General features: G+C 66.3%; 11 protein-coding genes. 2 read left to right on the top strand and 9 right to left on the bottom strand.

Annotated features, from left to right (window positions below):
• Nucleotides 1–6: 6 nt before the first annotated feature.
• From C2862_RS20715 to C2862_RS20755, 9 genes are all read right to left on the bottom strand, one after another.
• The gene (locus C2862_RS20715) at nucleotides 7–1,437 is read right to left on the bottom strand and encodes a PA domain-containing protein (RefSeq protein ID WP_136222155.1); all 1,431 of its coding nucleotides are present in this window, start codon (nucleotides 1,435–1,437) and stop codon (nucleotides 7–9) included.
• Nucleotides 1,430–1,897 (bottom strand): post-PEP-CTERM-1 domain-containing protein, encoded by a 468-nt coding sequence (locus C2862_RS20720; protein ID WP_136222157.1) that lies wholly within the window; start codon nucleotides 1,895–1,897, stop codon nucleotides 1,430–1,432. The genes C2862_RS20715 and C2862_RS20720 overlap by 8 nt, the downstream gene beginning before the upstream one ends.
• A gap of 290 nt (nucleotides 1,898–2,187) precedes the next feature.
• Nucleotides 2,188–3,261 carry a branched-chain amino acid ABC transporter permease gene (locus C2862_RS20725; RefSeq protein WP_136222159.1) on the bottom strand — a complete coding sequence of 358 codons (1,074 nt, stop codon included), beginning with the start codon at nucleotides 3,259–3,261 and terminating at the stop codon, nucleotides 2,188–2,190.
• Between the two features lie 2 nt (nucleotides 3,262–3,263).
• Complete coding sequence (locus C2862_RS20730; protein ID WP_136222161.1) at nucleotides 3,264–4,289, bottom strand: branched-chain amino acid ABC transporter permease; 1,026 nt, start codon at nucleotides 4,287–4,289, stop codon at nucleotides 3,264–3,266.
• 10 nt (nucleotides 4,290–4,299) lie between these two features.
• A complete protein-coding gene (locus C2862_RS20735) occupies nucleotides 4,300–5,025 on the bottom strand; it encodes an ABC transporter ATP-binding protein (RefSeq protein WP_136222163.1) in 726 nt (241 codons plus the stop codon).
• Nucleotides 5,018–5,800: an ABC transporter ATP-binding protein gene (locus C2862_RS20740; protein WP_136222165.1), complete on the bottom strand. Its 783-nt coding sequence runs from the start codon at nucleotides 5,798–5,800 to the stop codon at nucleotides 5,018–5,020. Before C2862_RS20740 ends, C2862_RS20735 begins: the two co-directional genes overlap by 8 nt.
• A 1-nt stretch (nucleotide 5,801) precedes the next feature.
• A complete protein-coding gene (locus tag C2862_RS20745; RefSeq protein WP_136222167.1) occupies nucleotides 5,802–6,998 on the bottom strand; it encodes a substrate-binding domain-containing protein in 1,197 nt (398 codons plus the stop codon).
• Nucleotides 6,999–7,017: 19 nt separating this feature from the next.
• Complete coding sequence (locus tag C2862_RS20750) at nucleotides 7,018–7,890, bottom strand: alpha/beta fold hydrolase (RefSeq protein ID WP_136222169.1); 873 nt, start codon at nucleotides 7,888–7,890, stop codon at nucleotides 7,018–7,020.
• 107 nt (nucleotides 7,891–7,997) lie between these two features.
• The gene (locus C2862_RS20755) at nucleotides 7,998–10,292 is read right to left on the bottom strand and encodes a TonB-dependent receptor (protein WP_136222171.1); all 2,295 of its coding nucleotides are present in this window, start codon (nucleotides 10,290–10,292) and stop codon (nucleotides 7,998–8,000) included.
• A 276-nt stretch (nucleotides 10,293–10,568) separates the two neighbouring features.
• Here C2862_RS20755 and C2862_RS20760 point away from each other — a divergent pair, with 276 nt between their 5' ends.
• Both C2862_RS20760 and C2862_RS20765 read left to right on the top strand, forming a co-directional pair.
• Nucleotides 10,569–11,462, top strand: coding sequence for a LysR family transcriptional regulator (locus C2862_RS20760; protein ID WP_136222173.1), 894 nt, complete (start codon nucleotides 10,569–10,571; stop codon nucleotides 11,460–11,462).
• A gap of 38 nt (nucleotides 11,463–11,500) precedes the next feature.
• Complete coding sequence (locus C2862_RS20765) at nucleotides 11,501–12,415, top strand: LysR family transcriptional regulator (RefSeq protein WP_136222175.1); 915 nt, start codon at nucleotides 11,501–11,503, stop codon at nucleotides 12,413–12,415.
• Nucleotides 12,416–12,638: the final 223 nt, after the last annotated feature.

The raw sequence follows: 12,638 nt of genomic DNA on the forward strand, positions 1-12,638 counted from the left end.
ACCGGCTTACCAGCCGATATCGCGCAGCAGCGGGTAAGTGAGATCGCGCGGCGGCGTCACCGTGTGCGACAGATCCGAGTTGATCGAGGGCTCCATCAGCTGGTTCGGCTTGGCCTCGGTCGTGTAGTGCGACACCGAGGAGCCGGGCTGATTCGGATTCGGCGTGTACATCAGGATGCGGCGCTGCTCGTCGGCACCTGCCAGCCGGTACTTGTAGACGCCGAGGCTGGCAAGGACGCCGGAGCGGTGGCGCGAGCGCGTCTGCAGGGCCGCGCGCAGCCTCACGCCGTCCGCCTGGCTGATGCGTACGGACGGAATCCTGATGCTCGGGTCGCTGCCGCTCAGGCCGGTCGGCTCGCCCGGCGCATTGTCGGCCACGATCATGGCGATCGCGCCCGCCGCCTGCACGTTGCGGGCCTTGTCGACGAAGGGGCAGGTACCGCGCGAGACGAGCGCGATGTTGCCACGGATGGACCAGGCGTTTTGCTTGGGTAAGGGCGCGCAGGCGAGACCCGTGCCGTCGGGCTGGTCGATCACCGGCATCACCTGCCCCTTGACGGCTTTGCGGCCGAGCGGCGGACCGAAGGAGGCGTCGCCGACCAGGTAGTCGCCGGCCGCCTTCCCGGCCGCCTTGCCGAAGACGGTCAGGCGCGAGCGCGGATCGAGCACCGCCGGTACCGCCGCGGTGACGATCGGGCCGTTCCAGGACAGGCCCCTGCTGCTGATGGCGGAGGCGACCCGCTGTTCCGGCGTCATGTTGACCCAGAGCTGCTCGTTGCGGTTGTCCACCAGGAAGTGGTCCCAGACCGAGGGGATGTCGAGGATTTCGGCGCCGGTCTCGTCGTCGGTGAAGGTCTGGAAACCGAGGCCGTGCGCCATCTCGTGCAGCAGCACCGTGACGAGGTCGGTCGCTTCGCCGGCGTTGTTGTCGAGCCCCAGATAGAAGCCGGGGCCCGGCAGGCAATCGGGAAACAGGCCGAGGCGCGAATTGAAACGCGCGACGATGTGCGGCTCGCCCGGTGTGGCGGTATCGACACCGGCCAGCTTGCTCGCCAGTGCGCTCGGATACCAGGTGTTCGGGCGCGGCGCATTCGTGAAGTCGGCGAAGATCTCATTGGCGCCCGCCGAGCCCAGCACGGCGCTGTTCTCGGTGCAGGACAGCGGCACGAAGGAGGCGCCGATGCGGATCGGGACGGTGCTGCTGAGGGTGGCGCCCCAGATGTCGGCCGCGTGCTGAAAGGCGATCAGGCGCTGCTGGCCGAGCGTGGTGCCGGTGTTGCCGCCCACCGGTGCGACCGGCGTCGGGTCGTTGAAGCCGACACCCGGGGCATTCTGGTTGATGATGGTGACGGTAGCGGCCTGGGCGCTGCACAGCGCGCCCGCCAGGGCGGCACCCGACAGCAGCAAAGACGAGAGGGTCCGGGAGGTTTTAGTCATGGCGATGTTCCTCGTTGTGCGCGGCGGATGCGGGAGCGTGGACGGCTTTCTCGGCGGCCGCCGCGCCCTGCACGCACTGGTCGTGCAGCTTGCCGTCGGCGCCGCGTGTGACGACCGAGTAGACCAGGCCGCGCTCGCCGAGCTTGACCTGCTTGCTGCCGTCCGGACGGGCGACGAGTGCCGGCGGCGTGGCGCGCATCGCGGCCGACATTGCCGGGCTTGGCGCCAGCGCGCGGGCTTCGGCCGCCGTCGGCGCGCGCAGCTGCCCGGTCTGGGCGTCGCGCACGACAATCATTCCCTGCTGTGCAGTCCCAAGCGGCTCCACGCCGGATTGCGGGGTCTGGGTTGCTTGCGCTCCGGATGGGGACGTCTGCGCTTGCTCCTGTGCGGCGGCTGCCAGGGGCAGGCCGGCGCAGAATGCGGCGCAGGGCAGGACTGCGAGGTAGTTTTTGTAGGACATGGTGGGTCTCCGCTCAAGCTTCGAATCGACGGCTTGCGGCGCATGAGACTCAAGCGCCCCAGGCCAGGGGCCAGCATCGGTACTGCCGATATGCATCGGACCATGCCGGCCCCGTGTTGGTTCAGGGACCGGCTCGGTCCATCATATGAGCTGAACGGGCACGAACCTTGATCTGGCTTGAATATGCGTAGCGCTGGAGCGGGCAGGAATAGCACGCGCCCGCTGGAGGGATTTGCACCATATTGGTGCAATGGAGGAGGGCGGGCGGCGAATGCCGCCCGCAGGGAGGATCAGCGCTTGGCCAGGAGGCCGCGCAGGCGCAGCTTGCCGACGATCCCGATCGGGAAGAAGTAGATCGACAGGACGAACAGCACGCCCAGCCACAGCATCCAGCGGTCCGGATGCAGGGCGGCGGCCAGCAGGGGCACGCCTTCCATGGCGGTCGAGGCGTGCCCCATGAGTTCCTTCAGGTAGTTCTGGGCCAGGATGAAGAGGGCGGCGCCGACCACCGCGCCGTACATCGTACCCATGCCGCCGATGACGACGATCAGCAGGATGTCGGTCATCACTTCGAAACCGAGCGAGGTCTTCGGGCCGACATAGCGCAGCCACAGGGCCATCAGCGCGCCCGCCAGGGCCGCGACCAGCGCCGCCAGGCAGTTGGCCCAGATGCGGTAGACGACCGTGCGGTAGCCCAGCGCCTCGGCGCGGAACTCGTTCTCGCGGATCGCCTGCAACACCCGGCCGAAAGGCGAATTCACGAGGCGCAGCAGGAACAGGAACAGGGCCAGGCAGCCGAAGAACACCAGGTAATAGGTGAGGAGCTTACCGTCGATGGCACGGCCGAAGACCTCGTTCTCGACCAGCGTGAAGCCGGGCGAGAGCACTTCCGGCACGCTGAAGGTCTTGCCGTCCTCGCCGCCGGTGAAGTCCGACAGCTGGGACGCCAGCACGGCAAAGGACGAGGCCACGGCCAGCGTGATCATCGCGTAGAAGATGGCGCGCACGCGCAGGGCGAACAGGCCGACCAGAAAGGCCAGGCCGAGCGCCAGCAGCAGCGCCAGCCCGAGGCCGGTGAGCGCCGCCGACCAGGTTGGCTCGTCCACCGAGGCGAGCCCCAGGCCGATACCGTAGGCGCCGATCCCGTAGAACATCGTGTGCGCGAAGGAGACGATGCCGGTATAGCCGAGCAGGAGGTCGTAGGACGCCACCAGCACGATGTAGACGCAGATCGTGGCCGCCGTGTTGAGCGGCCGCGCGCCACTCGTGACAAATGGCGCGCAGGCCAGGCCGAGGAAGACCAGCAGCAGGACGGCGGTCAGGATGCGGCTGCGCGGCAGGTCGCCGGATAAGAGTCGAGTCATGTTCAGTTCCGCGATTTCGAATACAGGCCGGCCGGACGCCACATCAGGACCGCGATCATCAGCACGATGTTCGAGACCAGCGCGAATTTCGGCGCGAGAAAACCCGCGTAGTTGGCGACGAGCGCCATCAGCAGGGCGCCGATGAAGCAGCCGCCCACCGAACCCAGGCCGCCGATGATGATGACGATGAAGATCATGACGATGGTCTCGCCGCCCATCGCCGCCGACAGGGTTTCCTTGTACAGGCCCCACATCACGCCGCCCAGGCCGGCCAGCGCCGAACCTGCCGCGAACACGGCCACGAACAGGCGCCGGATGCGGTAGCCCAGGCTCTCGACCATGTCGCGGTTTTCCACGCCGGCGCGGATCAGCAAGCCGATCTTGGTGCGGTTCAGGGTCAGGAACAGCAGCGCGAACACGACCAGGCCGACCACCACCGCCAGCAGGCGGTACTTTTCGATGGCCGCGTCGCCCAGGAAGATCGCGCCGCGCAGGGACGTCGGCAGCGGCAGCGGGATCGTTTCCGCGCCCCAGATCACGTTGATTAGCTGTTCGGCCACGATCATGCCGCCCATCGTGATCAGGATCTGTTTCAGGTGCTGGCCGTACACCGGCATGATGATGACGCGCTCGAAGGCCCAGCCCAGGAGCGCCGTGACCACCATCGCCAGCGTGACGGCCAGGCCCAGCACGGCAAGGTTCATCAGGAGCGAATCGGCTTCCATCCAGCCTTTCATCGGCAGCAGCACCATGGTGGCGGCAAAGGCGCCGACCGACACAAAAGCGCCGTGGCCGAAGTTCAGCACGTCCATCAGGCCGAAGACCAGGGTCAGGCCGCTGGCCATGATGAAGATCATCATGCCCATGGCGAGGCCGGCGACCGTGAGCGTCACCCAGGTCGGGAAACTGCCGACCAGGGGCAGCATGAGCAGGGCCAGCACGGGCACCAGCAGCAGCGGTGCGATGTCGCGCGGCGCGCTGGGCAGCGGCGTGTCCGCTGCTTTGGGAAGGGGCAGGGTAGCACTCATCGTTTGCATCCTATTGGTGGGAGTCGAGCGACAGGCCGAGCAGGCGCTGCTGCAGCTCGTCGTCCTTGGCCAGCGCTGCCATGCCGCCGGCATGGGCCACGCGGCCGTCGTCCATCACGCTCACCGTGTCGCCGAGCGAACGCACGAAATTGAAGTTCTGTTCGACCAGCAGGATGGTGGTGTCGGTTTCCTTGAGTTCGCGGAAGGCCGCGATCAGGCTCTGCACGATGGCGGGCGCCAGGCCCTTGGTCGGCTCGTCCACCAGCAGCAGTTTGCGCGGCTCGACGATCGCCCGCGCGATCGCCACCATCTGCTTCTGGCCGCCCGAGAGGTTCCCGGCCGGGTAGTTCCAGAATTTTTTCAGGGCCGGGAAGAAGCCGAAGATCCAGTCGATACGGGCCGAATCCATTGGCCCGTTTCGTGCCGCTAAGTGCAGGTTTTCGCGCACCGTCAAATCCGAGAACACGGCCATGCTCTCCGGGACGTAGGCGATGCCGGCACGTGCGATGTCGGGCGTAGCAAGTTTGGTGATGTCCTGGCCGTCGAAGACGATGCGGCCGGAACTGGCCTTCCACAAGCCCATGATGGTGCGCAGGGTGGTAGTCTTGCCGGCGCCGTTACGGCCCAACAGCACCGACAGGCCGCCGCGCGGCACGACCAGGTCGACGCCTTGCAGGATGTGGTACTGGCCGATGTGGGTGTGCACGCCGGACAGGGTAAGAAGGGCGTCAGGCATGTTCGGTTTCCGGTGTTCCAAGATAGGCTTCCTGTACGATCTTCGATTGCATGACTTCGCCGGGGATGCCGTCGGCAACGAGCGTGCCGTTGTGCAGCACGATGATGCGGTCGGCCAGCTGGCGCACCACGTCCATCTTGTGCTCGACCAGCAGTACGGTCTTGTTGGCGTCGCGCTTCACGGCATGGATCAGGTCGAGCACGACCGGCACTTCGTCCACGCTCATGCCGGCGGTCGGTTCGTCGAACATCAGGATGTCGGGTTCCAGCGCCAGCAGGATCGCCACTTCCAGCTTGCGCTGGTCGCCGTGCGAGAGGGCGCCGACGCGCATCTCGCGTTTGGCAAGCATCGCCACCCGTTCCAGATAGTGTTCGGCGCGGGCGATCAATTCCTTGTGTCCGAACCAGACCGAGAACATGTTCATCCCGACCCCGGCGCGGCTTTGCACGGCCAGGCGCACGTTTTCCATCACCGTCAGGTTGGGGAACAGATTCGTCAGCTGGAATGCGCGCCCGATGCCCAGGCGCGTGCGGCGCGCCGCGCCGGCCCGGGTGACGTCCACGCCCCTCAAGAGCACGCTGCCCGAGGTGGCCGGCAGCTGGCCCGAGACCAGGTTGAAGTAGGTGGTCTTGCCGGCCCCGTTCGGGCCGACGATCACGGTCAGCGTGCCGGGGTAAAAATCGGCCGTCACCGCGTTCACCGCGACGTGTCCGCCGAAGCGGATCGTCAGCTCGCGCGTGGACAGGGACGGCTGCTGTGCCTGAGCGTTCGCCATCTCAGCGCTTGTTTCGAACCGGCAGCGGCAGCTCCGCGGTCGGGATTTCGCGCACCAGTTCCAGCAGGTCCCATTCGTTCTTCTGGTCCTTCTTGATGCGGAAGTGGTACATCGACTGCAGCGCCTGGTGGTCTTCCTTGCGGAAGCTCATCGCGCCCTTCGGCGTCTCGAAGCTCATGCCTTCCATGGCCGCCACCAGCTGGTCGCCATTCCCGCTTGGGACCTTCGACAGGGCGTTGAAGACGGCGCTGGCCGCCGCGAAGCCGCCGGCGGTGAACATGTCGGGCGGCGCCTTGAAACGCTTGGTATGTTCGGCCACCAGCCAGTCGTTCATCTTGTTCTTCGGGAAGGCGTAGTAGTAATAGATCGTGCCTTCGGTGCCGGCGTAGTTCTTCCAGGTCTTCATCACCGGCAGGATGTTGCCGCCCGGCGCCAGCGAGATGCCGAAGCGCTCCGGCTTCATGTCGGCGATCTTGTTCATCGGGTTCGGGCCGGCCCAGACGATGCCCAGCACGCGCGGCTGCGGTTTGTCCTTCAGCGCGTCGAACAGGCGCTGCGTCGGCGCGGTGAAGTCGGTGGCGGTGGCCGGGGCGTATTCCTCGTGCACGACTTTCGCCTTGCTGCCGGTGGCGGCGAGCGCTTCCTTGCCGGCCTTGACGCCGTCGCGTCCAAAGGCGTAATCCTGGGCCAGGAAGGCGACGCTGCCGCCCTTCAGGGTGCTGGCAGCGGCCAGCGCATCCTGCATCGAGCTGCGCGCGGTGCGGAAGATGTATTTGTTCCACTTGTCGCCGGTGATGGCGTCGGCCACGGCCGGCTCGACGATCAGCACCTTCTTGTATTCCTTCGCCACCGGCAGCATGGCGATCGCCGAGCCGGAGGAGGTGGTGCCCACCGCGATCGCGACCTTGTCGTCGCCATAGGCTTCGGCCAGCAGGGTGCGCCCGAGGTCCGGTTTGCTCTGGTCGTCCTTGACGATGACCTTCAGCTTGCGCCCGCCGATTTCCATCTTGCCGCCGGTGAGGTATTCCAGGCCCATCATGAAGCCGGTCTCCGTTTCCTTGGCATAGGCTTCCAGGGGCCCGGTCTTGCCGGCGATGAGCGCGATCTTGAGGTCGTCGGCCGCCAGCGCGTAGGGCGCGGCCGTGGCGGCGAAGGCGACCAGAATGGCGGCGCTGAGTGGTTTGATCAATTGGTGCATGCTGTCTCCTGTTTCTGTTTTAGGGAAGCCGATCCAGGAACTGGCGGATCGAGGCTAGCGCTTCCGGTTCGGTGAGCATCGGCGCATGGCCGACGTTCGGCACTTCGGTGTAGGCCATCGCGGGAGCGGCGCGCCGCATCCACGCCGCCTGGTCGGGTTCGACCAGGTCCGACAGCGCGCCGCGCACCAGCAGCGTCGGGCGCTTGTGGGCGAGGCGTTTGAAGGCGAGGCGTGCGGCCAGCGAAGTCGGCCTTAGTGTACCCGTTTGCATGGCGACCGCAATATTCGGGTCGTAGCGAAGGGCGAGCTTGCCCGCTTCGTCTTCCTCGAACGCGCGGCGCGCCCACTTGCCCCATTCCTCGTCAGGGGCGTCCGGAAAGGCACAGGCATTGATGTCCTTCAGGTAGGCGGCGGCATCGTCCCAGCTGGCGAGGGTGTTGCAGCGCCCGGCATAGCCGGCGATGCGCCCCAGTCCCTTGAGGGAGAGGACCGGGCCGACGTCGTTGAGTACCGCGCCGGCGATCAGGTCGAGGTTGCGCACGGCCAGGGTCATGGTGATCAGGCCGCCCATCGAGGTGCCGACGAACACGGCGCGCGCGATGCCCAGGTCGTGCAGCAGCTTGACGACGTCGCCGGCATACACGACCGGGTTGTAGTTTGCGGGATGCGGGTCGCGCGCCGAGTGGCCGCGGCCGCGCACGTCGGGCGCGATCACGCGCCGGCCGAGGCGGGCGATTTCCGGCGCCAGCTCGTCGAAGTCCCCGGAATTGCGTGTCAGGCCGTGCAGGCAGACGACCGGCAGGCGCGCCGGCCCGCCCTCGGACGGGTAGTCTCGTGCGTACAGCGCCAATCCGTCGGTGCTCTGGTAACTGATTGCTGTAAAGGTGGACACGCTGGCAGATCCTGTTGTTATTGATGGGCCAAAGAGCCGGGCAACAGCGTCCCGCCCGGCGCCCTGGGGAGGGCGCCGGTGCTGCGGGGACTGCTGCCGCGGGCGGCTTAGAAGCGGTACTCGAGCGTTGCCGAGACCGTGCGCGGGTTGCCGTAGAAGGCCGTCAGCGTGCCTTCGTTGCCCAGGGTCGGGAACAGGTAGCCGGCCGTCTTGTAGCGCTCGTCGCTCAGGTTCTTGCCGTGGATGCCGGCGCGGATCTTGCCGTCGGCGCGGGTCCAGACGATGCTGGCGTCGTACAGCTTGTACGACTCCTGGTCCAGCAGCGACACGGTTTCGAACTGGTTGGTGGCGCCCTTGTAGGAGACGCTGCCGATCAGCGAGACCTTGCCGTTGTAGCCCGCGATCGGCACGGCGATGTCGTAGCTGGCGCGCAGGTTGGCCGAGTTCTTCGGGGTGTTCTGGAACACGCGCTGGTTGGCCACATTGACGCCGGCGACGATGTACTGCTTGTACTCGGCGTCGATGTAGCTGTACATGCCGGCCAGGGTGAAGTCGCGCGTCAGGTTGGCGATGGCTTCCAGCTCGACGCCACGGATCTTGGCCTTGCCGGCATTGGTGGTGACGCCGGCGAAGCTGTCGTCGCGGCCGTCGCCGTTGGTGTCGATCGCCACCGAACCCGGGATCTGCACGTCCTGGTAGTCGCTGTAGAACACGGCGGCATTGGTCGTGATGCGGCCGCCGTTGAAGGCCGACTTCAGGCCCAGTTCAACCGTCTCGATGGTTTCCGGCGCGTAGCCGGCGCGTGCCTGCGACAGCGGAATGCGGGTGCCGACGATGTTCAGGCGCGGGTCGAAGCCGCCGCCCTTGAAGCCTTCCGAATACGAGGCGTAGACGTTGTGGTCGGCGTTGAGCTTGTAGTTGACGGCGACGCGCGGGGTGAACTTCTTGTCTTCGCGTTCCAGGCCCGAGCGCAGGTCGGTGTCGGTGCGGAACAGGACGGCGCCCGGATTGCCCATCTCCGGCGTACCGGCCAGGCCCAGGTAGATCTGGCGGTAGATCGAGGCGGTACGCTTGTCGACCGTGTAGCGGCCGCCGATCGAGAGCGACAGCGCTTCGTTGAAGTTGTAGCTGCCGTCGGCGTAGACGGCCCAGGCCTTGGTGCCGATGTCGCCGCTGGTGAAGGTCGAGGTCGGGACGGCGCCGGCCAGGATCGTGTCGAACTTGTTAAAGGCCTGGGCGTCGATGTAGTACACGCCGGCCACGCCCTGGATCTTGTCGCTCGTGTAGGTCAGGTTGAATTCCTGGCTGAACTGCTCGTTGGTGTACAGCGCCGGCACTTCCATGTCGACCACCGACAGCGAGTCGAAGTCGATCGGCGCCCAGGACTTGTCCTTGCGGCTCGCCGTGATCGATTTCAGGGTGAACTGGTCGTTGAAGCGGTATTCCACCAGCGCCGAGACGCCGTGCGCGGTGACTTCCTGCTCGTGGCCGAGGGCCTTGGTGAGGTTGGCGCGGGTGTCGAACTCGTTCTCGAGGATCGGTGCGCCGCTGGTGCGGCCGACGATCAGGCGGTGGCCGTTCTTCGGATTCGAATCGTCCTGGGTGCCGTCGGCGGCGACGCGGATGAACAGGTCCGGGGTCGGCGTCCATTCGGCCGACAGGCGGACCGCCGTGACGTCCTTGTCGTAGTTGTCGGCGCCGGTGAACAGGTTCTTGCCGAAGCCGTCGCGCTTGAAGCGGGCCACCGTGCCGCCGATGCGGAAGGTATCGCTGACCGGGGTGCTGGCGGTGACGACGGCTTCCTTCTGGCCGTAGTCGCCGACGGTGCCGCGCAGGCGCACGTCGGTCTTGTTGCTGAGCTTGCGCGTCACGTACTTGACGGCGCCGCCGATGGTGTTGCGGCCATACAGCGTGCCTTGCGGGCCACGCAGCACTTCGATGCGCTCGACGTCGTAGATGTCGGCCACGGCCGCCTGCGGACGCGCCAGGTAGATGTCGTCGATGTAGATGCCGACGCCCGACTCGAAGCCGGCCAGCGGATCGGCCTGGCCGACGCCGCGGATGAAGGCGGTCAGGGTGGAGTTGGTGGCGCGCGAGGCCTTCAGGGTGGTGTTCGGGAGCGCGAGGGCGAGGGCCGTCACGTCCGGCACGCCCTGTTTCGAGAGCTGGTCGGCGCTGAAGGCGGTGACCGAGACCGGCACGTCCTGTAGGGTTTCCTCGCGGCGGCGCGCGGTGACGACGACCTTCTGGACGTCGCTGGCGGTGTCGCCGTCGGGTGCGGGCGCGCCGGACGCCTGCTGGGCATGGGCAGCACCCATCAGGCCGCTGGACAAGGCCAGCAGCACGGCGGTCGACATGGCGGAACGCTTAATTACATTCATCTTGTTATCGGTCAGGCGCATTTCTTGTCTCCTAATTATTGGAATTACGTGCAGGACGGCGGCGCGGAATCGCACGCCAAGCAGTGTGCCCCTGTTCGGTCTGGCTGAAAAGATAACAGCGCGCCCACCCCTTGTGCGTGAATGCACAGCCCGCCGCACTGGACTGGTGCGCTATGCATAGAGGGAAAATGCTGCACTTGCACAATTTGCGTGCCGTCAAACGTGCATACGGGAATTGATTGCGGGAAGAATGTGCACTGGTGCACAATAGGGATCTTGATAAAGAATAATGCCGCGATGAATACTCTGCCTGAGTGGACCGACCTGCGCTTCTTCCTCGAACTGGCCCGCGCCGGTACGCTCTCGGGTGCCTCGCGCCGGCTCGACGTCGAGCACACCACGGTGGCGCGCCGCATCGACCGCCTGGAAAAGGAGCTCGGCACGACCCTGTTCGACCGCTCGCGCGAAGGCTACGAGCTGACCGAGATGGGCCTGGCGCTGCTGCCCCATGCCGAGGCGATGGAAGGCGCGGCCCTGGCCGCGGCCGAGCAGCTGGGCGGGGCGGAAGTGGCGGCCCACGGCGTGGTGCGCCTGGGCGTGCCGGAGGTGTTCGGGGTGAAGGTGGTGGCGCCGCTGCTGGTCGGCCTGCTCGATGCCAATCCCGAGCTGACGATCGATTTATTGGCGCTGCCGAGCTTTGCCAACCTGGCGAACCGCGAGGCCGACCTGGGGGTGATGCTCGATCCGCCCACCACCGGGCGCTACATGGTCACGCGCCTGGCATCCTTCCGCTTCTACCTGTACGCTTCACCGGACTACCTGGCCAGGCATCCGCCGATCCGCCACCAGTCCGACCTGTCCCAGCATTACTTCGTCGACTACGTGCAGGACCGCCTCGCCAGCCGCGAGCTGTCCTACCTCGACGAACTCGGCTTCACGCCGCGCCGGCGCCTGTGCTGCTCCGGCATGACGGCGCAGATCGAGGCCGCCGCGCTCGGCATGGGCCTGATGATGGCGCCGCCGTACGCGATCCCGCCGGACGGCAGCCTGGTGCCGGTGCTGCCCGGCTTCTTCGCCGAGCGCTCCTTCTGGCTGGCCGCGCCTACCGACCTGTACCGGCTGCGGCGGGTGAAGGTAGTGTGGAACCTGCTGCGCGACTATGCGGACAGCCAGCCCTCGCTGTTCGTGTAATGTCCACCGTGTGAACCGCCCCACGTATCCACCACATCATGCGCAGCCAGATCAGCGACGAGATCACCTTCCGCAAGCTCGAGATCCTGCTTGCCTACATGGAGGGCGGCAACCTGAACGCCGCCGCGCGCAAGCTCGACATCAGTGCCGTGAGCGTGCACCGCGCCCTCCATTCGCTCGAGGAGAGCACGCGCTGCCAGCTGTTCACGCTGAAGGGGCGCAACCTGATCCCCACGGACGCCGCCCATGTGCTGGCCGAGGCCAGCCGCGAAGTCATCAAGCTGATGGGGGAGGGCATCGCCGCCACCCGCCAGGCCGCCGGCTATTCGGCCGATAGCCTCAAGATCGGCTCCTTGTACTCGCTGACCACCCAGGTGGTGCCCGAGGTGATCATCGGCATCAAACTGCGTAAACCCGAGCTGGAGACCGAGCTCGTGCTCGGCTCGAATGCCGAGCTGCTGTACAAGCTCAAGCAGAACATGGTCGACGCCGCCCTGATGGCGATGCCCGATCCCGACCCGGAGGTCGAATCGATCGCCCTGTTCGAGGACGAGATCTTCTTTGCCGCGCCCGCCGGCTCGCCGTATGCGGGACATGCGGAAATCGACCTGCGCGAGACCGCGGGCGAAAAATTCGTCAGTCTCGGTGACGGCTTCGCGACCCTGCACGGCTTCCAGGGCGCCTTCCGCATCGCCGGCTTCGAGCCGACCGTGGTGATGAAGACGGGCGACATCTTCTCGCTGATGAACCTGGTCAGCGCCGGCATCGGCTACACGCTGCTGCCGGGCCGGGTGCGCGACGTGTTCGGCGACAAGCTGCAGCTGATCCCCTTGAAGAAGGAATTCCTGCTGCGCCAGACCATCGGCCTGTCATTTTTGCGCGTGCGCGAACGCGATCCGAATCTACTGGCGCTGGCGGCCGTCTGCCGCATGCTCCGTCATCGGAATGCTTGAGCTTCGCGGCTGAACTTCCCCAGCCGCCCAACCTCCAACACTTACGCTGAACGTAAACGTCTTCACCCGGCCGTAATTGATCGCCGCGGCATTCGACGTTACCTTAGCGCTTCATAAAGTACTGACAAAAGAGCATGTCCATCACGGACTCCGCCAGCCGGAATCCGTAGCGGGCAATGCAACGGAGACGTTTCACACAAGCGCCGCGAGAGTCGGCGCACTT

This window comes from Massilia sp. Mn16-1_5 (assembly GCF_004798585.1).
Classification (GTDB): domain Bacteria; phylum Pseudomonadota; class Gammaproteobacteria; order Burkholderiales; family Burkholderiaceae_D; genus Telluria.